Source organism: Caulobacter sp. CCNWLW153 (assembly GCF_036889365.1).
GTDB lineage: Bacteria > Pseudomonadota > Alphaproteobacteria > Caulobacterales > Caulobacteraceae > Caulobacter > Caulobacter radicis.
This window is the reverse complement of the sequence record NZ_JBAKFV010000012.1, coordinates 148,078-168,863: the sequence shown is the minus strand read 5'-3', so window position 1 is coordinate 168,863 and position 20,786 is coordinate 148,078. Positions and strand designations below refer to the sequence as shown.

Genomic DNA, 20,786 nt, shown 5'->3' with positions numbered 1-20,786 from the left:
GGACCGGACGCCAAGGCGTCCGGTCCATCACGGCTTGGCCGGGGTCTCCGGCACCGGCGCGGTCGAGGGATCGCTTGGCGTTCCGGCGGCGAACAGGTGGGTCTCGGGGGCGCCGTCCTTCACCTTGGCCGCGTCCTCGCAGAACTGCGCCTTGTCGTCGGCGTGCGAGCCGATCATCGCCCCGCTGGCCATCCCCAGGAACATGATCACCGCGTCGCGCTGGTGGGCTTTTTCGGCGTCGGTCTGCTCGGGCGGGCCCAGGGTCAGCACGGCGTCGACGGCCCGGCCCATCTTCTGGGGATCGACCTCCAGGTCGGCGCACAGCGACGAGGCGGCCATGAAGTAGCCCATGTTGAGGATGCGGCCCTGCTGCTCGACCGTGAAGGTCGGCGACATCAGGTCGGCCAGCAGGGCGCCGGTCTCCTGGCGGGCGGCGTCCTTGCCGACGGGCGCCGGCGCGGTGGCGGCTTCCTTCTTGGCGTCTGACTTTGGCGTGCAGCCGGCGACCAGGGCGGCGGCGGCCAGGGCGAACGTCAGGGAGCGGAGGGTCTGCATGATATCGTCCTCCGGGTTCTAGTAGCGGTAGCCGAATTCGCGCGACGTCCACGACGGCGAATAGCCGCGTCCGCGCTCGTAGCAGGCCCGTTGCGAGGGATAGCAGTCGACGCCCCGGGCCGGGGAGTAGGGCGGGTCGCGGCGGCGGTCGTCGTCGTCGCGGTAGCGGTCGTCCTCGTGCTTCTTCTTCGACGAGGCGGCGGCCGCGGCCAGGATGCCGATGGCCAGGGCCCCGGCGACGATGGCCCCGGTATTGTCCTTCTTGCCGCCCTTGCCCGCATTGCATTCCGAGGTCGGCCGGCGGTCGATGGTGTCGTAGCGGCCGTCGTCGACGAACAGGTTGATGCATTCGCGGTTGCCCGGATGCCACCAGTACTGCACGCCGCCGTCGGTGTGATCGAGCTGATAGCCGCGCGAACGCAGGCTGTTCTCGCCCTGGCCGGCGCGGGCGCCGATCAGGTCGCGGGGCTGGGCGGCGGCGGCCAGCGAGGTCGCCAGCACGCTGAGGCCCGCGACGGCCGCCACGGCGGCCTTCGTCGTCCTGTTCATTGAGGTCTCCTGGCTGGAGGCGATCAGTAGAAAGCGCCGTAGATCACGTCGACGACGCGGCCGGTGCGCCACTCGACCAGCAGCAGGTCGGGTCCATACCGCACCCAGTGATAACCGTAGGGCGGGCCGCCCAGGCCCAGGCGCCAGTAGTCATCGAAGATGTAGCCCGACGACAGGAACAGGCCCGGCAGGATTCCGCCGATGGCCCAGCGGCGATAGCGTTGGCCCGGCGGATAGCGCCAGCGGCCGCCCTGGATCGGACGGAAGCCGGACGGCCGACCCGCGCCGGGACGATGGGGCCCCATCGGCGGGTTGGGACCGGGGCGACCCGGCGGGCGGTGGCCGGATGGCGGGCGGGTGGTCGGTGGCCGGGTGGCCGGCGGGCGCGACGGCGAGCCGCCGCCCGGACGGCCGGGCTGCGAGCCTCCGCCGCCGGGATGTCCGGGCCCATGGCCGGGACCCTGTCCCTGCCCGGGACCCTGGCCGGAGCCCTGGCCCGGAGGACGGCCGCCGCCCGATCCGGGACCCGAGCCCTGGCCGGGACGTTGTCCGCCAGGTCCCTGGCCTCCGGGACCTTGGCCGCCCGGACCTTGACCTCCAGGGCCATGATTGCCGTGACCCTGGGCGTGCGCCACGCCGGGCAGGACGGCCAGCAGGCCGAAGGTGAGAAGCTTGCGGCGGTCCATTGGCGACTCCTGCGGAAAGGGAGGAAGGACGTCTCGCGCCGGTCGATGCCGGGTACGGTCGCCAGAAAAGACCCAATCTGGCCCAGCTTCAACCCATGGCTTCAGTGTCGCCGCACCTTTTTGCGCGAAACGCTCAAGAGCGGCCGGGCGGTTCAATGCGGCTGGGTCACCACGCGCTGGGCCGGCGGCGGGGCGTGCTCCAGTGATCGCACCAGGCGCTGCATCGGTCCCTGGTCGATGCGGATCGAGCCGCTGCGGGCCCGGTCCAGATCCAGGATCAGCGTCATGGCCAGGGTCAGCAGCAGGAACAGCAGACCCGAGACCAGCCGATGCTGATGGTGCGTGGCCGGCAGGGTGTAGCCGAGCACGGCGGCCACCACGACGGCGTAGATCACCAGCACCATGATCACCGTCGTCGGCAGCGGGGCGTTGTGCGCCGCCTCGCGTTCGACGCCGACGGCCAGGGCGTCGTTGACCCCCTGCACCACCAGCGGCGCGAAGGGCCGGTCGCGCACGTTGCGGGCCGCGCGCAGGGTCTCGGCCTGGATCTCCTTGCGCAGCCGCGCCGACTGCTCGGCGAAGGGGGACTTATGGGCGGCGTCGGCCTCGCCATAGGCCAGGCGCGCCTCGGCATAGGCCCTGACCAGTTCGACCAGGCGCCCGGACGCCGGCTGGTCCAGCAGCCGCACGCGCATGTCGGCGGTGTTCAGGGCGGCGGCCTCGGCCACCAGCAGGTTGTAGCGGGTCTCGTAGCGGTCCAGCGCCAGGCCGAAGGTGAAGGCGATCAGGAGGGCCAGCAGACCCAGCACCCCCGACAGCACGTAGCCGGGCTCGCTGACCACGTGCCGCTCGCCCGCCAGCCGCCGCGCCAGCCACGAGGCGCCCTCGCGCGCGGCGACCAGCAGCGCGAACAGGGCCACGGCGATGACGATCAGGGATTCCTGGTTGAAGAACCGGTCCATCGCCGATCAGCCCGCCGGCCGGACCAGGTCGGCGGTCACCCGGTTGGCCGGATCCTGGCCCGCCTCGATCTCGGAAAGGCTGGCCAGGGTGGTGTCGGCGATGGCCGACAGCGCCTCTTCGGTCAGGAAGGCCTGGTGGCCGGTGATCAGCACGTTGGGAAAGGTCAGCAGGCGCTGGAAGACGTCGTCCTGGACGATCTCGTTCGACAGGTCCTCGAAGAACAGGTCGGCCTCCTGCTCGTAGACGTCCAGCGCCACCCCGCCGATCTTGCGGCTCTTGAGGCCGTCGATCAGGGCGGCGGTGTCGATCAGCGCGCCGCGGCTGGTGTTGACGATGGTCAGGCCGTCGCGGGCGGCGGCGATGGCGGCCGCGTCGATCAGGTAGCGCGTCTGCGGCGTCAGCGGGCAGTGCAGGGTGACGATGTCGGCCTGCCGCAGCAGGGCTTCGCGGTCCACGTACTCCACCCCGATGGCGACCAGTTCGGAATCTTCGGCGACGTCGCTGGCCAGCACCCGGCAGTTGAAGCCCAGGCGAAGGGTCCTGGCCACCAGGGCGCCGATGCGGCCCGTGCCGACCACCCCGACGGTGCGGCTCGACAGGTTGCGGCCCATCAGGCCGTCGAGGGCGAAGTTGTTCTCGCGCACCCGGCCCCAGGCGCGGGCGATGTTGCGGTCCAGCGCCAGCAGCAGGCCGACCGTGAACTCGGCCACCGCTTCGGGCGAATAGGCCGGCACCCGCACCACCGTGATCGACAGCCGCTCGGCCTCGGCCAGGTCGACATTGTTGTAGCCGGCGCAGCGCAGGGCCACCGCCCGCGTGCCGCCGGCGGCCAGGATCCTCAGCGCCGCCGCGTCCAGCCGGTCGTTGACGAACACGCAGACGGCCGGATAGCCGGCCGCCAGGGCGGCGGTGGTCGCGTCCAGCCGGGCCTCGAAATAGTCGATGGCGTGGCCGCCGGCGGCGTTGGCCCGGTCGAGGAAGCGACGGTCATAGGCCTTGGTCGAAAACACGGCGACGCGCACGGGCAAGCTCCAGACTGTGGAATGCGGCGACTATCGATGGTTCGTGCGATTGCGCCTAGCCCGGGGCTCAACCTATCCTCGCTTGAAGGCCTTCGCCGCCCAGGAGATCGACATGTTCGCCCGCACGCTCGCCGCGCTCTGCCTGCTCGCCGCCGCCACGCCGGTCCTGGCGCAGGACGCTCCCCGCACCGAGACGGTGCATTTCGCCAAGGGGACCTCTTCCAAGACCATCAAGGGCTCGATCAAGGGCTACGGCGCGGTGAACTACAAGGTCGGGGTCGCGGCCGGCCAGACCCTGAAGGTCGACTTCAAGCCGACCAACGCCTCGGCCTATTTCAACATCACCGCCCCTGGCGCGGACGCGGCGCTGTTCATCGGCTCGACCTCGGGAAACAGCGCGACGGTCAAGATCCCGTCCAGCGGCGACTACACCGTGCAGGTCTACCTGATGCGCAACGCCGCGCGCCGCAACGAAACCGCCAGCTACACCCTGACCATCGCCGCCAGATGAGCCTTTCGAGACGTGAACTCGGCCTCGTCCTGGCCGCCGGCCTGATGGCGCCCGGCGCGGCCCTGGCCCAGGGCGCCAAGGCCAGCTCGGCGGTGGAACTGGCCCGTACGAGCGAGAGCCTCAAGCCCGGCCAATGGGTGTGGGCCCCGCAGATCGCGCCCAAGGGGCCGGTCGTGGTGCATGTCGACCTGTCGCGGCAACTGGCCACGGTCTATCGCAACGGCGTGCGCATCGCCGTCTCCACCGTGTCCAGCGGCAAGGAGGGTCACGAGACGCCCACCGGGGTGTTCACGATCCTGCAGAAGGACGCCGACCACCGGTCCAGTCTCTACAACAGCGCCCCCATGCCCTATCAGCAGCGGCTGACCTGGGACGGGGTGGCGCTGCACGCCGGAGGCCTGCCGGGCTATCCGGAAAGCCACGGCTGCGTGCACCTGCCGATGGGCTTCGCCAAGCTGCTGTTCGGCATCACGCCGATGGGCGGCACGGTGATCGTGGTCGGCAAGGCCGGCGACCCGCCCGCCGACATGCCCAGCGCCGCCGGGGTTCTGGGCATGCCGATGAACGCCGGCTTCGAAGACGGGGCCGAACCGCCGCCCTACGGCGAGGACTGGCGCTGGGCGCCGGAGGCCGCGCCGACGGGGCCCGTCACTATCATCGCCTCGCGCAGCGACAGCCGAGCGGTGGTGCTGCGCAACGGCGTCGAGATCGGCCGCGCCGGCGTCGTCTTTCCCGACGAGGACTTCCAGACCCACGTGCTGGTCTGCACCGGCGTCGAGGGCGGCGTGCCGCGCTGGGCCTATGTCGGCGCGCCCGGACACGAGGACGAGGCCGACCGGCCGCTCGATCCCGAACTGATGGCCAAGACCAGGATGCCCGACGGCTTCCGCAAGGCGGTGCGCACGGTGATCGTCCCCGGCACGACGATCCTGGCCACCCAGTCGCCGGTGCTGCCCGACACGACCGGCAAGCATCTGACGGTGCTGTCTTCGGGGCGGTAGGTTCGCAGGCCCTTTTCAACCGAGCTTCCCCGCGAAGGCGAGGATCCAAGCGGCGTCAAGAGCTTGTCAAAAGAGACGCCACGCCAGCTGAACGTCGGCTTGGGTCCCCGCCTTCGCGGGGATTGTACGGATAGGTGGAACGGGGAAGGAAAGACCCCCTCACGCCACCAGCGCCGCGCTTCGCCGGATGGCCGCCTCGGCCTCGGCGACCAGGTCGGCGACGATCCGCCCGGCCGGCAGCACCTGGCGGATCCCGCCGGCGCTCTGGCCCATGGCCAGGCAAGAGCGGTCGGGGTCCAGGCCCTCGGTCTGGCCGCCGATGCCGCCCAGCACGCCTGCCTGGACGCTGGCCATGGCCTGCAAGGGGAAGGGCTGGATCTCGCCTGGGCGCGTCTCCCAGTCGTCGACATAGGGGTTGGCGCGCACCCGCATCGGCTTGCCCGAATAGCAGCGGGTGCGGACGGTGTCCTCGTCGCGGGCGGCCAGCACGGCGTCGCGATAGACCTCGCCGGCGTGGGCCTCGACGCTGGCGATGAAGCGGGTGCCCATCCAGACGCCCTGGGCGCCCAGCGCCAGGGCGGCGGCCAGGCCCCGGCCGTCGTGCAGGCCGCCGGCCGCGATCACCGGAATGTCGACCGCCTCCACCGCCTGGGCCACCAGCGGCAGGGTCCCGACCAGGCCGGTGTGGCCGCCGCCCTCGCCGCCCTGGCAGATCACCGCGTCGCAGCCGGCGTCGCTCGCCTTCTGGGCATGGCGCACCGTGCCGCAGACCACCATCACCTTCAGGCCCGCCGCGTGCAGCCGCTCGATGATCGGCGAGGGCACGCCCAGGCCCGCGACGAAGGCGCTGGCGCCCTCCTCGATGATGACGTCGACACTGGCGGTCAGGGCGTCGGGCGTGGCGGCCAGCAGGTCGACCCCGAACGGTCTGTCGGTGAGGGCGCGCACCTGGCGCATCTGCTGGCGGATGAAGTTCGGCGAGGTTCCGGCCATGCCCAGCACGCCATAGCCGCCGGCGCTGGAGACCGCCACCGCCAGCGGGGCGTAGGACACCCCGCCCATGCCGGCCAGCAGGATCGGGTGCTCGACGTGCAGCAGGTCGCACAGCGGCGTGCGCAGGGCCATGGCGGGTCTCCCTATCGTTGCGGCCCTTCGGCGGGGCCTTGGGCGATGAGTGTGCGCCCGACGCCGGCCGCCGCAATCCTTCCGCGACGGCGCCTTGTGAAGCGGATGTGATTGTTCACTCACTTTCCTGTGGCGGGCGAGCCTTGGTCGTGTTTTCCTCTCCAGGTTGGATCTGGGAGGCTGGCATGAGCAGGCGGATCGGATTTTCGGCGGCCCTGGCCGGGCTGCTGGTATTGGCGAGCGGGGCATCGCAGGCGGCGGCCGGCGAGGCGGCGATCGGCGACCTGATCGGGCTGGCGCCCGTCGAGGTGCGAGCCCGCCTGACCGGCGCGCCGTCCGAAACGCCGCTGACGCGCGGCTTCGAGGTCGCCCACGGCGGCGGAACGGACGTCTATTTCACCCTCGACCAGCTGGTCGCCGATCCCAGGCGGCTGCGCCAGCAGGCGGTCTGGCGCACCTATGGCGACGGCCCCCTCGACCCGGAGGCCCCGATCTGCCGCTCGCGGCTGGCTTCGGGCGCCGGTGAACCGGGAAAGGGCGATCCGGTCCTGGCGTTCCGCGACGGACGGCTGGCGGCGGTGCTGAGGCCGGTGCGGACGGCGGCGGGACCCCGGCCGCCGGCCCCGCCGCTCGAGGATCGCAAGGCCCATGAGCGCTGGGTCCGCCAAAGCCGTCCCTCGCCGTTCGCGCCGGCCTTCGGCCAGTTGCCGCTGGAGGACGGGCGGGGCTTTCTCGGACGCTGGTCGAAGGACGCGGCGGATCCGGCCGATCGGTTGTCGGCAGCCTGCGCGCCGGGGCCGCGCCCGCCGGTCGTGGGCAAGTCCGCCAGGCGCCCGGGGCTGAGCAACAGCGACATGCAGGGCCTGGCCCTGTTGCCGTTCGCGGTGAAGCTGCCGGCCATGAACCGCGATCGCGAACGCGCGCGCGAGCGAGGGGCGGCGATCCTGGCGGGGTTGAGCGTGGGCCAGCGCCTGCCGCGGGACCCCAAGGCCTTCGCGCGCGACCAGGACGGCCTGCGCTGGCACGCCTCGAACCGTCCCGACTATGGCGTGCTGACCATCGACCTGGGCGGCTGGAAGAGCCGCAATCTCTCCGACAAGCGCGACGCGGTCCTGGTCGGGGTGGAGGACGGGGTGGTGACCTGGATTTCGCCGCCGGGCGGCGCGGGGCCGCACGCGGGCCTGCTATGCGTCGACGGCGAAGGGCTGGCCGGCGCGCCGCGCCCCGGCTGCTGGGGCTGGGGGAACTACAGGCCTTAAGCGCCTCAGCGGCGCTCGTCGTCGAGAATGCGTTCGGGGTCCAGCTCCGGGGTCCAGAAGCAGGCGGCCATGGCCGACAGCATCAGCGCGATCATCGCCAGAAGTCCGCGCGGCGGGGTCAGGCCCACGATGTCTTGCGGGGTCATCTCTCTCGTTTCCTCGTGAGCCGGCGCCGCGCTCTGACGTCGAGGCTGCCGGTCACGAGGAAAGCGTCTCACCGAAGCTCTGGTTCGACAAGTGTATAAATTTCAATACCTTATTCTGGACTTTCGGGTCCAGAAATCACCTCTGGCGGCTTGGGCGAGGCGAAGGCCGCGGCGGCGGCTTTCGTCTTTTCGACGCCGGCCCGCGCCGCGGCGGCCTTGGCGGTCACCTCGGCGGCGTAAGCCTCGGCCTCGCCCCGGGTCTTGATCGCCGCCACCCGGGCCTGGATCGCCGCACCCGCGGCCGGGTCGCCATTGGTCAGGGCCAGGTCGGTCTTGGCCATGATGTGCAGGAAGCCGATGGTGTTGCCGGCGCCAGGCAGGGGCTGAGCCGCGACCTCGGCCGACATTGGCGCGGGACTCGCCGAAGCGGCCACCGCCTCGGGCGCCGGATCGTTCAGGGTCACCGGGCAGTCAGTGCGCGCGGTGGCCAGCGACAGCAGCGGCAGCACGGTGCTGGCGTGCTGGTCGCGGGCCGTCATGTACGGCAGGCCCCACAGGGCCTCCAGCGTGGCCGGCACCGAGGCGTGATCGTACTGGGTATGGCTCACCGAGGCCTTCGGGATCAGCGGAGAGACGATCACGGCAGGCACCCGCACGCCGTACCGGTCGAACAGGAAGCCGCCCGAGTTGATCGCCACGTCCTGGGGCGAGCCGTCGTTCGGCGGCGTTGCGCCGTAGGGGGTGACGGCGTCGTGAAAGCCGCCGTGTTCGTCATAGGTGACGATCAGCAGGCTGCGCGCCCAGCCCGGCGAATTGCGGATCGCCTCGTAGGTCGCCTTGATCAGGGCCTCGCCCTTGGCCATCGAGTCCATGGGATGCTGCGAGGAGCCGCCGACATAGGTGCCGCCCTAGATGTCGCCGTAGTTCGGCTCGATGAAGGTGTAGGGGTAGGGGTAGGGGCCCAGCAGGTCGTCGGCGAAGCTGGAGAAGGCTTCGGTGTCGATCTTGTAGGTCACGCCCTTCAGCGACGACACCTGGGGAATGCCGCCCAGGGTGTTGCCTTCCTCGTCGACATAGATCCGCCAGTTCATGTGGGCGGTGTTCAGCCGGTCGTAGATCGAGGCGCCGCTGGGATAGGTGAAGCCGCTGACGGTCTCCCACTTGGCGATATAGCTTTCGCCCGGCGAGTCCGACCAGCCGGCCGACGAGGCGCCGTGCACGAAGAAGCGGTTGGGCCAGGTGGGGCCGGGCAGCGACGACCACCAGCGGTCGCAGACCGCGAACTCGGTGGCCAGCTGGTAGATCACCGGCAGCTGGTTGGGCGTGTCGAAGCACAGCATGATGTCGCCATACTCGGCCTGGGTCGGCAGGTAGGCGGGGTTGTGGTCCTTGAGCTCGCTGGTGCTGGTGGCGTAGTTGGCCACGAAGCCGGTCGCCGTGGGCGATCCGTAGCTCGACCAGGGGCTATGCACGGCGCCCTCGCCGCACAGCTGTTCGTAGACGTCGGCGAACTCGTGCCCGGGATCGGTGGGCATGGCGGTCGGGGCCGGCGTGGCGCAGAAATATTGAACGCCTTTGTATTCGTTCATGTTCTGGCTCGAGGAGCCGACGATCCCCGGGATGCCGGAAAAGGCGAAGATGTTGTCGAACGAGTGGTTCTCCAGCATCAGCACGAAGACGTTGTCGACCTGGGCCAGCGGCGAGGTCATCTGCATCTGCGCGGACGTGCCGCCCGAGGGCAGGGGGATCTTCAGGGCGCCGGTGTCGACGGTCAGGGTGATCGATTGCCCGGCGTCGGGCGATTGCAGCTGGCACTCGGTCCAGTTGTCCGAGCCGACGCTGTGGAACACGCCATGGGCCGTGCCCTCCTCGACCACCAGCTTGACGGCCCAGTAGTCCTTCACGGTCAGAGAGCCCAGGCCTGTGTTGAAGAACACGGTCATCGGACCGACCTTGCCGTTGGGCGGGATCGTCCAGGTCTGGCTGGATATGCCGTAGTCGGAATTCTTGTGCCACAGCGTGACGATGGTCGGATCGCCGACGTTGCTCTGGATGTAGATCTGGCAGGAGTGCTTGGTGGACATCGACGCCTCCCCTTGGGCCGGTCGCCGTCAGGGCGCGGCCAGGCGAGGAGAAGCATCACGTCCAGAGAGTGGCGATCGCAACCTTAAATAGAATATTTCTTTGTGCGATTGTTACTTGCGCCTGGGCGCGATCGCTTATCGCCGGAACAGGTCGTAGGTCTGCGCGATGACCTGGCGGGTCAGGTCCCATTCGACCGCCGCCATGGCCTCCTCCCGCGTGAAGAACCTGGCGTCGGCGGCGTCGTCGCCGGCGTGGGGCTCGCCGCCGGTCCATTCGGCGGCGTAGTCGAACATCACGAAGTGGCGGGTGGTCTCGCCGGTCTCGCGCGAGGTGAAGACGCCGTCGACGACATCAATGAGGCCCAGAAGCCTGGCCTCCACCCCCGTCTCCTCGCGCAGTTCGCGCAGGGCGGCCGCTTCCGCCGTCTCGCCGAACTCGATGCGCCCGCCCGGCAGGCTCCATTGGCCCAGGCGAGGCGGCGTGCCGCGCTTGATCAGCAGCACCTCATGCCCCCGCAGGCAGATGACGCCGGCGGTGGGAGAAGGGGTCGGGGCGGGGGTAATCATGCGAAACCAGACTTCAGATCTACCGTCGAGCGCTCGCCCACCTGGGACATGCACTCGCCGAGCCAGTCTTCCGCCGCCTTGCGCCCGCGGGCCTTGAGGTCGGTCAGGAAGCTCCACTCGGTATTGAACTTGGACGCCAGCGACAGGTCGGCCAGCGGCCCGTCGGCCTTGATGGCGTGGACGAGCATGCGCCGATAGCGCCCCCGGGCATTGTCTTTCAAGAGGCCTTCGTCGAGCAGCTTCTGCACGAAGCCGATGGCGCGAAGCTCCGAGGACAACGCCGCGTTGAAGGTGATCTCGTTCAGGCGGTCCATGATCTCGCCCGGCGACTTGGGCGTCTCGTCGCGGACGAAGGGGTTGAGGCTGACCAGCAGGATGTCGTCGGGGGTCTGGTCGTAGAACAGCGGCCACAGCGGCGGGTTGGCGAGAAAGCCGCCGTCCCAGTAGGGCTCGCCGTCGATCTCGACCGCCTGGAACACCTGCGGCAGGCAGGCGCTGGCCATCACGTGGCGGGCGGTCAGCTCGGTCTCGCGGAACACCTTGGCCTTGCTGGTCCGCACCGCCGTGGCCGAGATGTAGAGCTTGACCGGCGAACGCTCGCGCAGGGCCGCAAAGTCGATGGTCTCGTCGAGGATGTCGTGCAGCGGGTTCAGGTTGAACGGATTGAATTCGTAGGGGCTGAGCGACAGGGCCAGGGTCTCGGCCATCCGCCAGCCGGGCGTGTTCTTGATCCAGTCGGTCGCGCCTCCGAACGCGCTTGTCCAGATGCTGGTGTCGCCGAAGACGTTGCGGCCGCCGTTGCGGTTGACCTGCTTCCAGAAGTCGTCGAGCGCGCTCTTGGCCCCGTCGCGGCCGCCGGCGATCAGGCCCGAGGTGAAGGCCACCGCGTTCATGGCCCCGGCCGAGGCGGCGGTGATCGCCTGGATCTCCAGGCCCTCCTCCTCCAGCAGGCGGTCGATGACGCCCCACTCGAAGGCGCCGTGCGCCCCGCCGCCCTGCAGCGCCAGGCTGATCGGGCGCGGCCCCTTGGGCTTCTTCCTCAGCGGCGCGATGGGCATGGGGCGGCCTTCGTGCTTGGAGCCTGATGCTCGTCTTTCGGTTTCGACTGTCGATCCGCCCCCGAACCGACCGACGTGAAGGCTACTGCGCGGTCCAGCCGCCGTCGACGGTGAAGGCCGCGCCGTTGGCCGAGGCGCCCAGGTCGCTGACCAGGTAGAGCAGCTGGCCGGCCAGTTGCTCGACGGTGACGAACTGCTTGGTCGGCTGGGCGGCCAGGATCACGTCCTTCATCACCGCCTCCTCGCTGATGCCGCGGGCCTTGGCCTGGTCGGCGATCTGGGCCTCGACCAGCGGGGTCTTCACGAAGCCGGGGCAGATGGCGTTGCAGGTGATCCCCTGTTGGGCGACCTCGAGCGCGATGGTCTTGGTCAGGCCCAGTATGCCGTGCTTGGCGGCCACATAGGCCGACTTGTAGGGCGAGGCGACCAGCCCATGAGCCGAGGCGATGTTGACGATCCGCCCACGCCCCTGCTCCTTCATGATCGGGATCGCCGCCTTGGCGGCGTGGAACGCCGACGACAGGTTGATGGCGATGATCAGGTCCCACTTGTCGTCGGGAAACTCGTCGACCGGGGCCACGTGCTGGACGCCGGCGTTGTTGACGAGAATGTCCAGCTCGCCGAACTCGGCCTTGGCGGCGCGCACCATGTCGGCGATCTCGACCGGCTTGGTCATGTCGGCGCTGTGGTAGAGCACTTCGACGCCGTGCTTTTCGGCCATCTCGGCGCGGGTGCGCTCGATGGCGTTCATCTCGCCCAGGCCGTTGAGCACGATGTTGACGCCCTGTGCGGCCATGGCGTCGGCGAGCGCGTGCCCGATGCCGCTGGTCGAGCCCGTGACGATGGCGACTTGACCCTGCAACCCGAAATCCACGGCCATCGGCGCGCTCCTGCTGTCCTGCCCGACTTGCTGCATTGCAGCATATAGCTCGCTATCGCGAAGAGCGAGCGCTTATAAATTCACCGATAGATGAAATTATGGCTGCGGGCGAGCGAAAACCCAGTCGGCCTGCGTGGAGAGGTCGGGACGGAAGCTGTAGCCGTCGAGATCGAAGGCCTTGAGGTCCTCGGCCTTCTCGACACGGCCCTCGATGGCGTAGCGGGCCATGCGGCCGCGCGCCTTCTTGGCGTAGAAGCCCAGCACCTTCAGGGCCCCGGCCTTCTCTTCCTTGAAGTGGCAGGTGACGACCGGCAGCTTCAGGGCCTTGGCGTCGACGGCGCCGAAATATTCCTGGCTGGCCAGGTTCACCAGCGTCGGGTCGGCGTGGTCGGCGGCGGCCTCGTTGAGGGTCTTGGCGATGGTCTCGCCCCAGAAGTCGTAGAGGTTGGCGCCGCGCTTGGTCTTAAGCCGGGTGCCCATCTCCAGGCGATAGGGCTGCAAGGCGTCCAGCGGTCGCAGCACGCCGTAGAGGCCCGACAGGATGCGCAAGGCGCCTTGCGCCCACTCCAGGGCCGGACGGTCCAGTTCGCGCGCGGCCAGGCCCGCATAGACGTCGCCGTTGAACGCGATCACCGCCTGAAGGCCGTCTTCGACCTCGGGGTCGAAATGCTGGAACCGCTCGCGGTTCAGGTCGGCCAGCTTTTCGGAGATGTGCATCAACCGGCGCAGGTCGGCCGCCGTCAGCTTGCGGGTGACCTTGGCCAGTTCCGCGATCTGCGGCTTCAGGGCCGGGGTGGTCAGGGGAAGGACCTGATCCGGGGCGGTGAAGTCTAGCGACTTGGCGGGAGAGATGACCATCAGCATGGGGGTGCAGATAGAGGCTTTGGTCTCGCTTCGCCAGCACCGGGGGCTGAGGAGCCGACCCTTAAGGTCGATCGCTTCTCCGCCGAGCATCCCCGCAAAGGCGGAGATCCAAGCCGAGTCAGCGGGTCTTGGCGCGGTATCTGGTCGATCCTGAAAGTCAGCTTGGGTCCCCGCCTTCGCGGGCAATTTGCCCGCGCCCGTTCACGCCAGGGTCAGCACCAGCGGTCCGTTGCGGGTGGCCACCAGGGTGTGCTCGTACTGCACCGTGGCCTCGCGACCCGGCGGACGCAGGGTCCAGCCGTCGTCCAGTTCCTCGACCCAATCCGCGCCCAGCGACAGGAAGGGCTCGATGGTGAAGACCAGGCCCTCGGTGATCACCCGGCGGTCGCGCGGCTCATGCCAGGTGGGGATCTCCTTGGGCGCGTCGTGCAACGAGCGGCCGACCCCGTGGCTGGCGAGGTTGCGCACCAGGCTGTAGCCGTTCTTGTCGGCGAAGGCCTCGATCGAGCGGCCGATCTCGTTCAGCCGGCCGCCGGGCCGCACCGCGCGGATGCCGGCCCACATCGCCCGCCGGCCGTCGCGGCACAGGCGCTCGATGCGCTTGGACGTCGGCGGCACGGAGAAGCTGGCCCCGGTGTCGCCGAAATAGCCGTCCAGCTCGGCCGAGACGTCGATGTTGATCAGGTCGCCGGCCTTGATCACCGTATCGCCCGGAATGCCGTGGGCGCAGTCGGGGCCCACCGAGATGCAGGTCGCGCCGGGAAAGTCGTAGGTCAGTTCCGGGGCCGAGCGCGCGCCGTCCTTCTCCAGCAGGGCGCGGCCGATGTCGTCCAGCTCGCGGGTGGTCATGCCCGGCTCCAGCGCCGCGCCCATGGCCGTCAGCGTGCGGGCCACCAGGGCGCCGACCGCGCGCAGCTTGTCCAGCTGGTCCTCGTTGTCGATGGTCATGCGCTGGTGGTCGCCGGCAGGTGGGGCGCATCGACGCCGGCCTCCTTCAGCTCGCGCGCCACCAGTTCCTGGAAGGTCAGGCCGGGGTTCAGCTCGCTGAGCATGCCGATCCTGATCCAGAAGGCCGCTTGGCCATTGATCGACCGGTACGAGGCCTTGCTGGCCCGACGCAGCTGTTCGTGCAGCTCGTCCTCGATGTTGACGATGCCCATGGCCTCGCTCTCGCATATACGTTTCGTATATGACTTATATGGTCGAGCGGTGGCCGGGGGCAAGAACCCTATTGGGCCGCCTGGGCGACAGCGCCCTGGTTCTTGGCCGCCGCCGTCAGGCGCTTGGCGTGGGTCTGCACCTGGCGCAGCGTGGCGCGGGTCATGGCCGCGGTGGTCTCGGTGAGCGCGTCGTCGACGCCGACATAGGTCGGATAGGCCGCCAGGTGGTTGGCGACGATCAGGCCGAAATAGCCCTGCAGGCTGTCGTAGTCGACGTCGGGCGGATCGGCCGCGAAGGTCTGGTGGGCGATCGGCTGGTAGCTGTTGAAGCCGATCAGGCCGTGGGCCAGGCCGTCCAGCGAGGCCAGCAGGGCGTCCATCGCCAGCTTGAAGGCGATGTCGCCGGTGTTGGTGAAGAAGCCCGTCAGCTTCACGTCGTTCCAGGCCGTGGGCACGACGTCGTGGGCGTTGACGAGGTCGGTGTTGAACGGGACCGGGCCGGCGTTGGCCGACCCTGGGGCGGGCGCCGGGAAGAAGTGGGTGTAGAGCACGGCGAAGTCGGGATTGCCCGGCGTCGGGCCGGCGCTGGGCAGGGTCAGCGCGGTGGCGCCCACGAACGGGCCGCCGTTCTGGCCGAGGGCCGCCATGGCCAGGCTGGGCGACAGCGCCCCGCCCAGGCTGTGGCCGGCGAAGATCACCGTCCCGCCGGGATTGGCCTTGGTCCAGCTGGTCACAAAGGCCTGGATCCCGCCGGCCTGGGGATCGCGCAGGGCCAGCAGGGCGGCGATCCCGGTCGCCGTGGCGTGCGAGATCTTCGGCGCGGGCGCGCCGTCGAAGCCGCCATTGCCGTAGGGCCAGTCGACCTGGCGGACGATCGAGAAGTCTTCCGCCAGCCAGTCGTAGGCGTCGTCCTCGTTGGTGCCGGCCATGGCCACCACCAGGCAGGGCGCGCCGGCGACCGTGGCGCTCGCCGCGTAGAGCATGTTGTCGGCGTAGTAGAGCGCGGTCGGGTCGGCGCCCTCGTGGCTCGACGCCACCGGACCCCAGGCGATCGACCAGTCGGCGATCCTGCTGGCGTTGTCGGTCAGGAAGGTCTCGACCGACTGGCGCACGTGGGCCTCGAGATTGGCCAGGGTGTCGACCTTGTCGGAGGCGGCGTTCGACAGCCAGGACAGGCAGAAGGCCTGCTGCTGCAGGGTCAGGCTGGTCGCGGCGGTCTGCGGCATGGTCGCCTCCGATGGCTTGGGCGCCGGGCCCTTGGAGTGTCGAAGGGGACGGTATCACGTCTTCAACTTCAAGATGTGACCGGCCGCACATGGGCCCCGCGTCGAGTTACTTTCCATCGTGGAAAGTTTCTACTTGCCGATATGGAAAGTGATCGCTAGCTTTCCGATATGGAAAGTAAGGAAACGCCCGTGAGCCCCACCTCCTCGATCGATCCCGCCGAGGCCGCCCGCATGCTGGCCGAGGTCGAGGCCGCCAACGCCGACCTCGCGCGCCGCGCCCGAGCGCCGATCTGGTATCACCCGGCCCTGGGGCTGCTGACCGGCGGCCTCGTGGCGGTCCAGGGCCAGGCGGTCCCGCTGATGCTCGGCGCCTACCTGGTGTTCGTGGTCGGGCTGCTGCTGCTGGTGCGCGCCTACAAGCGCCGCACCGGCCTGTGGATCAACGGCTATCGCGCCGGCCGCACGCGTTGGGTGTCGGTCGTCCTGGCGGTGCTGACCGCGCTGTCGGTCCTGGGCTCGGCCTGGCTGACCCGCGAGCACGGCCTGGCCGCTGGGCCGCTGGTCGTCGGCGCGGTCATCGCGGTGATCGTCACCATCGGCGGTTTCGTCTGGGAGGCCGCGTTCCGCCGCGACCTGCGCGACGGCGGCTCTCTGTGAGCGCCGCCGCCCTCGATCCGGTGATCCACGCCCCCAACCGCCTGCAGATCTGCTGCATGCTGGCCGGTGTCGACACCATCGACTTCTCCACCCTGCGCGAGGCGCTGGATGTCTCGGAGTCGGTGCTTTCCAAGCACTTCAAGACGCTGGAAGAGGCCGGCTATCTCAAGGTCGCCAAGACCCCGTCCGACGGCCGGGTGCGCACCTGGGCCTCGCTGACCGCCGCTGGCCGCAAGGCGCTGAAAGGGCACCTGGCGGCGCTGAAGGCGATGATGGCGGGCGTGCCGGAGATCTGAGGTGTATTGCCAAGCTTTTCAGGCATGGGTCTTGTGGGGGCAACGGAGTTCTCGCATGCGCCTTTTCCTCGGCTTCGTCCTCGCCTTCGTCCTGGGCCTCGCGCCCGGGGCGGCGCTCGCCGGCTGGGAGGCCACCGAGTGGGGCATGACGCCCGAGCAGGCCCAGGCCGCCATGCCGGATCTGAAGCCGGTGAAGTCCGGCGAGAAAATGGACGTCGGCCAGGTCAAGAGCGCCGGGCCGTTCATGCTGGAAGGCGTGAAGGGCAAGGCGGAGCTCTATTACGGACCCGCGGGCCTCGAGCGCGTCGGGGTCAAGCTGCCCGCCCAATCCTGCAAGGCGGTCGGCGACGCCATCCTGCGCCAGCGCGGCAAGCCGCTGGTGGTCTCCGACCAGGTCCTGTTCTTTCTGTTCATCTGGCACGACGAGCCCGGCCAGACCCGCATCCGCCAGATGTTCAGCCCGCAGGCCGGCATCTGTTCGGTGTATTTCGAACGCCTGTCGACCTATCGCGACGGCGACCTCCAGCGGGCGGCCGCCAAGCCGTGACGCGGGCCGCCCTTTTCTTTCGCGCGCCGCCCGCTAGGAAGGCGGGATGAACGAGACCCTCGCCCTCGCGGCCGCCCTGGCCTGGCCGCTGCCGATGATCGTGGCCCTCTATTTCGTGGCCCGCACCCGCGCGCTGAAGCTGCGCCTCATCTGGGCGGTGCTGTGCTTCGTTGGCGTCGGGGCCTTCTGGATGCAGCCGTCCACCGGCCAGTGGGGCTTCGTGCCCTTCGCGGTCAACATCCTGGGCCCCGGCCAGGCCGGCGGCTTCCTGAAGTCGACCTTCCCGGCCGGCGCGGTGCTGTCGCTGATCGCCGTCTACTTCGCCCGCCGCAAGGCCAAGGCGGCCCAGAGCGACGCCGCCTAGAACAGCACCCGCGGGTTCATGATCCGCTGCGGGTCGAGCGCGGCGCGGATGGCGCGCAGGGCGGCGACCTCGATGGGGTCCTTGTAGGCCAGGGCCTCGACCGACTTCATCGCGCCCAGGCCGTGCTCGGCGCTGATCGAGCCGTGGAAGCTGGCGGCGATGTCGTGGACGATGTGGGCGCCGGCCTCGCGGGCGGCGTCATGGGCGTCGTCGTCGCCGCCCTGGGGTTTCAGCACGTCGTAATGGACGTTGCCGTCGCCGACATGGCCGAAGGCGACGATGCGGGTTCCGGGGAAGGCCTTGTCGATCGCCGCGTCGGCCTGGCCGATGAAGTCGGGGATCTTGGAGACCGGCACTGACACGTCGTGCTTCCACACCGCGCCTTCGGGCTTCTGGCCGGCGGAGTGACCTTCGCGGATGTGCCAGAAGGCCTTCATCTGGGTTTCCGTCTGGGCGACCGCCGCGTCGGCGATCAGGCCGCCTTCCAGGGCGCCGGCCAGCAGGCGTTCCAGCGCCGCCTCGGCCGCGCCGGGCTCGCCGCTGGCGATCTCGATCAGCACGTACCAGGGATGCTCCGTGGGCAGAGGATCGCGCAGGCCGGGCACGTTCTTCACGGTCAAGGCGAAGCCCAGGCGGCCCATCAGTTCGAAGGCCTCGACCGCGCCGCCCGTCTCGTCCTTGGCCCGGGCGAGCAGCTGGATGGCCTCGGCGGGGGACGAGAGGCCGACGATGGACACGGCCCGCGAGGCCAGCGGCGCGTGCAGCTTCAGGGCCGCGGCGGTGACGATCCCCAGCGTGCCCTCGGCGCCGATCAGCAGCTGCTTCAGGTCATAGCCGGTGTTGTCCTTGCGCAGGCGCTTCAGCCCGTTCCAGATCTCGCCATTGGGCAGCACCGCCTCGATCCCCAGCACCTGCTCGCGCATCATGCCGTAGCGCAGCACGGCCGTGCCGCCGGCGTTGGTCGAGATCAGGCCGCCGATGGTGCACGAGCCTTCCGAGGCCACGCCCACCGTGAACCGGCGGCCGACGGCGGCGGCCTGCTGGTGGGCTTCATGGAGGGTGACGCCCGCTTCCAGCACCATCACGTCGTCCAGGGCGTCGACGTCGCGCACGGCGCGCAGCTTCTCGGTCGACAGCAGGATCTCGCCCTGCGGGATCTGGCCGGCGACCAGGCCGGTGTTGCCGCCCTGCGGGGTGATCGCCACGCCTTCGGCGGCGCAGATCCCCACCACGGCGGCGACCTCGGCGGTGCTGCGCGGCGTGACCAGCAGCGGCGTCTCGCCTTTCCAGCGCCCCCGCCACTCGACCAGCTTGGGCGCCAGCCGCTCGGGATCCTGGCTCCATCCACCCTCGCCCAGCACGGACTTCAGGCGCGAAACGACATCGGCGGGAACGGGCTTGGTCATGCCGCCAGGATAGGGCGGAATGGGGGAGGGGAGAAGGCGGGCTATGCGCTCCGCCCCCCATCCTCCCGTCATTCCCGCCCTTGTGGCGGGAAGCCCTGGTTCCTCCCGCACGTGAAGCGCCAGCGGACTGCTTGGCAGTCCGCCCCTCCCGCCTTTGCGGCTGACAGAGGGGTTCCCGCCACAAGGGCGGGAAAGACGGGAGTGATTGGGGGGGGCGAAAGGGGAAGGGCGGGAACCCGCGCTACTTCCCGTCGCGGAACGGATCGGCCGGATAGACGCCCAGGATCTCGAAGCGCTCGGAGAAGAACTTCAGCTCGTCGAAGGCCAGGGCCAGGCTGCGGTCCTCGGGGCGACCGTCGACCTCGGCGTAGAAGAAGGTGGCCGTGAAGGCGCCGTTCTCCATGTAGCTTTCCAGCTTGGTCATGTTGACGCCGTTGGTGGCGAAGCCGCCGAGCGCCTTGTAGAGCGCGGCCGGCAGGTTGCGCACCCGGAACACGAAGCTGGTCACGCAGCGGTGGGTGAACGACGGGGCCGGCGGGGCCGGGTCGGCGGTCATCACAAGGAAGCGGGTGGTGTTGTGGCGCTCGTCCTCGATGTCGCGCGCCAGGATGTCGAGGTCGTAGATCTCGGCGGCCAGGGCCGGCGCGACGGCGGCGCGGGTCGGGTCGGGCTTGGCGGCCAGGGCCTTGGCCGCGCCAGCGGTGTCGCCCGCGCCCTCGGTCGAAAGGCCCAGGCGCTTGAGGCTGTGCCGGCATTGGCTGAGCGCGATCGGCATCGAGACGGCGGTCTTCACGCTGTCGAGCGTCACGCCCTTGTTGGCCATCAGCTGGAAGCGGATCGGCTTGAAGCGCTCGCCGATGATCTTCAGGCCCGAGGCGGGCAGCAGGTGGTGGACGTCGGCGACGCGGCCGGCGATCGAGTTCTCGATCGGGATCATGCCCAGCTGCGCCGCGCCGGTCTTGATGGCCTCGAACGCCTCCTCGAAGGTGGCGCAGGGCAGGACCTGGTAGTCGGGGAAGTAGGTGCGGCACGCCTCGTGGCTGTTGGCGCCGAGTTCGCCCTGGAAGGCGATGGTCTTGAGGGTGCTCATCTAACTCTTCAGTTCTTTTCGGCGTGGTCGCGGGCGGCCTGCAGGTCGGACGGATTGTCGACGGAGATCGGAGCCTCGTCCGCCACGGCCGCGCGGATGGTCAGGCCCAGCTCCATGGCCCGCAGCTGTTCCAGCTTCTCGCGCCGCTCCAGCGGCGAGGGCGCGGCGGCGTTGAAGGCCTCCAGCGCCGCGCGGCGATAGCCGTAGATGCCGATGTGGCGCCAGACCGGCGCGTCGCCGTAGAGGGTCGAGCGGGTGAAGTAGAGGGCGCGGCCGCTTGCCCCGCCGGCGTCCATGGCCAGCACGGCCTTGACCACGTCGGGGTTGGCGCGGTCGGCGGCGGAGGCCTCCGGCGCGACCACGGTGGCGATGTCGGCGTCGGCATGGGCTTCCAGCTGGCCGGCGCAGGCCGACAGCACGGCCGGGTCGACGAAGGGCATGTCGCCTTGCAGGTTGATGACCACGTCGTGGGCGCCGGTCGGATCCAGCACGGCCAACGCCGCCAGGATGCGGTCCGAGCCCGAGGGCAGGGCCGGGTCGGTCAACACGGCGCGGCCGCCGGCGGCCTCGACCGCCGCCACGATCTCCGGATCGCCGGCCGCCACGGCCACCGGGCCGATGTTCGCCGCCTGCGCCTGGCGCAGCACGCGCACGATCATCGGCAGGCCGCCGATATCGGCCAGCGGCTTGTCGGGCAGGCGGGTGGCCGCCATGCGGGCGGGGATGAGGACGATCGGGTTCATGGTGTCACATCTGGAAGGCGAAACGCG

25 protein-coding genes and 1 pseudogene are annotated in these 20,786 nt (G+C 69.8%); 7 read left to right on the top strand and 19 right to left on the bottom strand.

All coding sequences use genetic code 11. The features are described from left to right. Positions 1–27 precede the first annotated feature (27 nt). The 5 genes from V6S85_RS18660 to V6S85_RS18640 form a co-directional block, all read right to left on the bottom strand. Complete coding sequence (locus tag V6S85_RS18660; RefSeq protein WP_334349874.1) at positions 28–555, bottom strand: hypothetical protein; 528 nt, start codon at positions 553–555, stop codon at positions 28–30. An 18-nt stretch (positions 556–573) separates the two neighbouring features. After that, entirely contained in the window at positions 574–1,104 is a 531-nt protein-coding gene (locus tag V6S85_RS18655; RefSeq protein WP_116569047.1) for a hypothetical protein, read from the bottom strand. A 23-nt stretch (positions 1,105–1,127) separates the two neighbouring features. Next, positions 1,128–1,790, bottom strand: a complete 663-nt coding sequence (locus V6S85_RS18650; protein WP_334349873.1) for an RcnB family protein — start codon at positions 1,788–1,790, stop codon at positions 1,128–1,130. A 152-nt stretch (positions 1,791–1,942) separates the two neighbouring features. Further along, positions 1,943–2,752: a bestrophin-like domain gene (locus tag V6S85_RS18645; protein ID WP_334349872.1), complete on the bottom strand. Its 810-nt coding sequence runs from the start codon at positions 2,750–2,752 to the stop codon at positions 1,943–1,945. 6 nt (positions 2,753–2,758) lie between these two features. Next, on the bottom strand, positions 2,759–3,775 hold the full coding sequence (locus V6S85_RS18640; RefSeq protein WP_334349871.1) for a 2-hydroxyacid dehydrogenase: 1,017 nt from the start codon (positions 3,773–3,775) through the stop codon (positions 2,759–2,761). A 112-nt stretch (positions 3,776–3,887) separates the two neighbouring features. On the opposite strand from V6S85_RS18640, the gene V6S85_RS18635 reads away from it, so the two are divergent. After that, complete coding sequence (locus tag V6S85_RS18635) at positions 3,888–4,286, top strand: hypothetical protein (RefSeq protein WP_334349870.1); 399 nt, start codon at positions 3,888–3,890, stop codon at positions 4,284–4,286. Then, positions 4,283–5,287: a L,D-transpeptidase gene (locus tag V6S85_RS18630; RefSeq protein WP_334349869.1), complete on the top strand. Its 1,005-nt coding sequence runs from the start codon at positions 4,283–4,285 to the stop codon at positions 5,285–5,287. Before V6S85_RS18635 ends, V6S85_RS18630 begins: the two co-directional genes overlap by 4 nt. Before the next feature lie 159 nt (positions 5,288–5,446). Here the strand turns inward: V6S85_RS18630 and V6S85_RS18625 are convergent, their stop codons facing one another. After that, the gene (locus tag V6S85_RS18625; RefSeq protein WP_334349868.1) at positions 5,447–6,412 is read right to left on the bottom strand and encodes an NAD(P)H-dependent flavin oxidoreductase; all 966 of its coding nucleotides are present in this window, start codon (positions 6,410–6,412) and stop codon (positions 5,447–5,449) included. A gap of 185 nt (positions 6,413–6,597) precedes the next feature. Between V6S85_RS18625 and V6S85_RS18620 the strand changes: the two genes are divergently transcribed. Next, on the top strand, positions 6,598–7,671 hold the full coding sequence (locus V6S85_RS18620) for a hypothetical protein (protein ID WP_334349867.1): 1,074 nt from the start codon (positions 6,598–6,600) through the stop codon (positions 7,669–7,671). A 5-nt stretch (positions 7,672–7,676) separates the two neighbouring features. On the opposite strand, the gene V6S85_RS18615 is transcribed toward V6S85_RS18620, so the two are convergent. The 10 genes and pseudogenes from V6S85_RS18615 to V6S85_RS18570 all read right to left on the bottom strand — a co-directional run bounded on the left by V6S85_RS18615 (position 7,677) and on the right by V6S85_RS18570 (position 15,656). Beyond that, positions 7,677–7,817, bottom strand: coding sequence for a hypothetical protein (locus V6S85_RS18615; protein WP_164467264.1), 141 nt, complete (start codon positions 7,815–7,817; stop codon positions 7,677–7,679). 110 nt (positions 7,818–7,927) lie between these two features. Then, positions 7,928–8,692 (bottom strand): annotated as a pseudogene (locus tag V6S85_RS18610) (alkaline phosphatase family protein); the annotation flags it as partial. A gap of 33 nt (positions 8,693–8,725) precedes the next feature. After that, entirely contained in the window at positions 8,726–9,901 is a 1,176-nt protein-coding gene (locus V6S85_RS18605) for an alkaline phosphatase family protein (protein WP_334349866.1), read from the bottom strand. A 135-nt stretch (positions 9,902–10,036) separates the two neighbouring features. Beyond that, positions 10,037–10,468, bottom strand: coding sequence for an NUDIX hydrolase (locus V6S85_RS18600; RefSeq protein ID WP_101717207.1), 432 nt, complete (start codon positions 10,466–10,468; stop codon positions 10,037–10,039). After that, positions 10,465–11,526, bottom strand: a complete 1,062-nt coding sequence (locus V6S85_RS18595; RefSeq protein WP_334349865.1) for a patatin-like phospholipase family protein — start codon at positions 11,524–11,526, stop codon at positions 10,465–10,467. The genes V6S85_RS18600 and V6S85_RS18595 overlap by 4 nt, the downstream gene beginning before the upstream one ends. An 82-nt stretch (positions 11,527–11,608) precedes the next feature. After that, complete coding sequence (locus V6S85_RS18590; RefSeq protein WP_116569056.1) at positions 11,609–12,406, bottom strand: 3-hydroxybutyrate dehydrogenase; 798 nt, start codon at positions 12,404–12,406, stop codon at positions 11,609–11,611. Between the two features lie 96 nt (positions 12,407–12,502). After that, positions 12,503–13,270, bottom strand: coding sequence for a peroxide stress protein YaaA (gene yaaA / locus V6S85_RS18585; RefSeq protein WP_334349864.1), 768 nt, complete (start codon positions 13,268–13,270; stop codon positions 12,503–12,505). 201 nt (positions 13,271–13,471) lie between these two features. After that, positions 13,472–14,218, bottom strand: a complete 747-nt coding sequence (map, locus tag V6S85_RS18580) for a type I methionyl aminopeptidase (protein WP_334349863.1) — start codon at positions 14,216–14,218, stop codon at positions 13,472–13,474. Then, positions 14,215–14,430, bottom strand: coding sequence for a ParD-like family protein (locus V6S85_RS18575; protein WP_116569059.1), 216 nt, complete (start codon positions 14,428–14,430; stop codon positions 14,215–14,217). The genes map and V6S85_RS18575 overlap by 4 nt, the downstream gene beginning before the upstream one ends. 68 nt (positions 14,431–14,498) lie before the next feature. Beyond that, on the bottom strand, positions 14,499–15,656 hold the full coding sequence (locus tag V6S85_RS18570) for a lipase family protein (protein WP_334349862.1): 1,158 nt from the start codon (positions 15,654–15,656) through the stop codon (positions 14,499–14,501). A gap of 189 nt (positions 15,657–15,845) precedes the next feature. On the opposite strand from V6S85_RS18570, the gene V6S85_RS18565 reads away from it, so the two are divergent. From V6S85_RS18565 to V6S85_RS18550, 4 genes are read left to right on the top strand one after another with little or no spacing between them, the layout of a single operon-like run. Next, positions 15,846–16,313 carry a hypothetical protein gene (locus V6S85_RS18565; RefSeq protein WP_243410618.1) on the top strand — a complete coding sequence of 156 codons (468 nt, stop codon included), beginning with the start codon at positions 15,846–15,848 and terminating at the stop codon, positions 16,311–16,313. Further along, a complete protein-coding gene (locus V6S85_RS18560) occupies positions 16,310–16,609 on the top strand; it encodes a transcriptional regulator (RefSeq protein WP_116569062.1) in 300 nt (99 codons plus the stop codon). The genes V6S85_RS18565 and V6S85_RS18560 overlap by 4 nt, the downstream gene beginning before the upstream one ends. Positions 16,610–16,664: 55 nt before the next feature. Continuing rightward, on the top strand, positions 16,665–17,156 hold the full coding sequence (locus V6S85_RS18555; RefSeq protein WP_116569063.1) for a hypothetical protein: 492 nt from the start codon (positions 16,665–16,667) through the stop codon (positions 17,154–17,156). A gap of 46 nt (positions 17,157–17,202) precedes the next feature. Beyond that, on the top strand, positions 17,203–17,520 hold the full coding sequence (locus tag V6S85_RS18550; RefSeq protein WP_101717218.1) for a hypothetical protein: 318 nt from the start codon (positions 17,203–17,205) through the stop codon (positions 17,518–17,520). Here V6S85_RS18550 and V6S85_RS18545 read toward each other — a convergent pair. The 3 genes from V6S85_RS18545 to V6S85_RS18535 form a co-directional block, all read right to left on the bottom strand. Next, positions 17,517–18,926 (bottom strand): FAD-binding oxidoreductase, encoded by a 1,410-nt coding sequence (locus V6S85_RS18545; protein ID WP_334349861.1) that lies wholly within the window; start codon positions 18,924–18,926, stop codon positions 17,517–17,519. The genes V6S85_RS18550 and V6S85_RS18545 overlap by 4 nt on opposite strands. 241 nt (positions 18,927–19,167) lie before the next feature. After that, positions 19,168–20,016 (bottom strand): prephenate dehydratase, encoded by an 849-nt coding sequence (locus V6S85_RS18540; protein WP_116569065.1) that lies wholly within the window; start codon positions 20,014–20,016, stop codon positions 19,168–19,170. Between the two features lie 8 nt (positions 20,017–20,024). Next, positions 20,025–20,759, bottom strand: a complete 735-nt coding sequence (locus tag V6S85_RS18535; RefSeq protein ID WP_116569066.1) for a 3-deoxy-manno-octulosonate cytidylyltransferase — start codon at positions 20,757–20,759, stop codon at positions 20,025–20,027. Positions 20,760–20,786: the final 27 nt, after the last annotated feature.

Coding starts and splice junctions, on each gene's coding strand:
- V6S85_RS18660 (WP_334349874.1), bottom strand. CDS start 555: ATGCAGACCCTCCGCTCCCTGACGTTCGCCCTGGCCGCCGCCGCCCTG.
- V6S85_RS18655 (WP_116569047.1), bottom strand. CDS start 1,104: ATGAACAGGACGACGAAGGCCGCCGTGGCGGCCGTCGCGGGCCTCAGC.
- V6S85_RS18650 (WP_334349873.1), bottom strand. CDS start 1,790: ATGGACCGCCGCAAGCTTCTCACCTTCGGCCTGCTGGCCGTCCTGCCC.
- V6S85_RS18645 (WP_334349872.1), bottom strand. CDS start 2,752: ATGGACCGGTTCTTCAACCAGGAATCCCTGATCGTCATCGCCGTGGCC.
- V6S85_RS18635 (WP_334349870.1), top strand. CDS start 3,888: ATGTTCGCCCGCACGCTCGCCGCGCTCTGCCTGCTCGCCGCCGCCACG.
- V6S85_RS18630 (WP_334349869.1), top strand. CDS start 4,283: ATGAGCCTTTCGAGACGTGAACTCGGCCTCGTCCTGGCCGCCGGCCTG.
- V6S85_RS18625 (WP_334349868.1), bottom strand. CDS start 6,412: ATGGCCCTGCGCACGCCGCTGTGCGACCTGCTGCACGTCGAGCACCCG.
- V6S85_RS18620 (WP_334349867.1), top strand. CDS start 6,598: ATGAGCAGGCGGATCGGATTTTCGGCGGCCCTGGCCGGGCTGCTGGTA.
- V6S85_RS18615 (WP_164467264.1), bottom strand. CDS start 7,817: ATGACCCCGCAAGACATCGTGGGCCTGACCCCGCCGCGCGGACTTCTG.
- V6S85_RS18605 (WP_334349866.1), bottom strand. CDS start 9,901: ATGTCCACCAAGCACTCCTGCCAGATCTACATCCAGAGCAACGTCGGC.
- V6S85_RS18600 (WP_101717207.1), bottom strand. CDS start 10,468: ATGATTACCCCCGCCCCGACCCCTTCTCCCACCGCCGGCGTCATCTGC.
- V6S85_RS18595 (WP_334349865.1), bottom strand. CDS start 11,526: ATGCCCATCGCGCCGCTGAGGAAGAAGCCCAAGGGGCCGCGCCCGATC.
- V6S85_RS18590 (WP_116569056.1), bottom strand. CDS start 12,406: ATGGCCGTGGATTTCGGGTTGCAGGGTCAAGTCGCCATCGTCACGGGC.
- yaaA (WP_334349864.1), bottom strand. CDS start 13,270: ATGCTGATGGTCATCTCTCCCGCCAAGTCGCTAGACTTCACCGCCCCG.
- map (WP_334349863.1), bottom strand. CDS start 14,218: ATGACCATCGACAACGAGGACCAGCTGGACAAGCTGCGCGCGGTCGGC.
- V6S85_RS18575 (WP_116569059.1), bottom strand. CDS start 14,430: ATGGGCATCGTCAACATCGAGGACGAGCTGCACGAACAGCTGCGTCGG.
- V6S85_RS18570 (WP_334349862.1), bottom strand. CDS start 15,656: ATGCCGCAGACCGCCGCGACCAGCCTGACCCTGCAGCAGCAGGCCTTC.
- V6S85_RS18555 (WP_116569063.1), top strand. CDS start 16,665: ATGCGCCTTTTCCTCGGCTTCGTCCTCGCCTTCGTCCTGGGCCTCGCG.
- V6S85_RS18550 (WP_101717218.1), top strand. CDS start 17,203: ATGAACGAGACCCTCGCCCTCGCGGCCGCCCTGGCCTGGCCGCTGCCG.
- V6S85_RS18545 (WP_334349861.1), bottom strand. CDS start 18,926: ATGACCAAGCCCGTTCCCGCCGATGTCGTTTCGCGCCTGAAGTCCGTG.
- V6S85_RS18540 (WP_116569065.1), bottom strand. CDS start 20,016: ATGAGCACCCTCAAGACCATCGCCTTCCAGGGCGAACTCGGCGCCAAC.
- V6S85_RS18535 (WP_116569066.1), bottom strand. CDS start 20,759: ATGAACCCGATCGTCCTCATCCCCGCCCGCATGGCGGCCACCCGCCTG.